A 237-nucleotide genomic window follows, 5' to 3' on the forward strand; every position below is an offset into this window, starting at 1 on the left:
ATTTAATTTTAAATTTTCTACACCTAATTAGGTTCCTTTGATAATCCCCCAAAGTAAGAAATCCGCTTCTAAAAACTTTGAGTAACTTAAAGTATCACCTTTTTTATCATCTAAAAAAAGTCCTTCTACTTTTAGGTTTCCATCAAAAGTTAAATATGCTTTTTCAATTTCGACTTTTGTGTTTGTTTTATTTGAAATATAACTGGTAGCTTTATTTATAATAATATTTTGTCCCCA

1 protein-coding gene is annotated in these 237 nt (G+C 26.2%); it reads right to left on the reverse strand.

The annotated features are described in order from the left end of the window. Positions 1-27 precede the first annotated feature (27 nt). On the reverse strand, positions 28-237 hold a 210-nt coding region (locus tag ACY2RW_RS16375), incomplete at its 5' end, for a hypothetical protein (RefSeq protein WP_490123791.1).

This window comes from Polaribacter sp. 2305UL8-11, assembly GCF_058147165.1.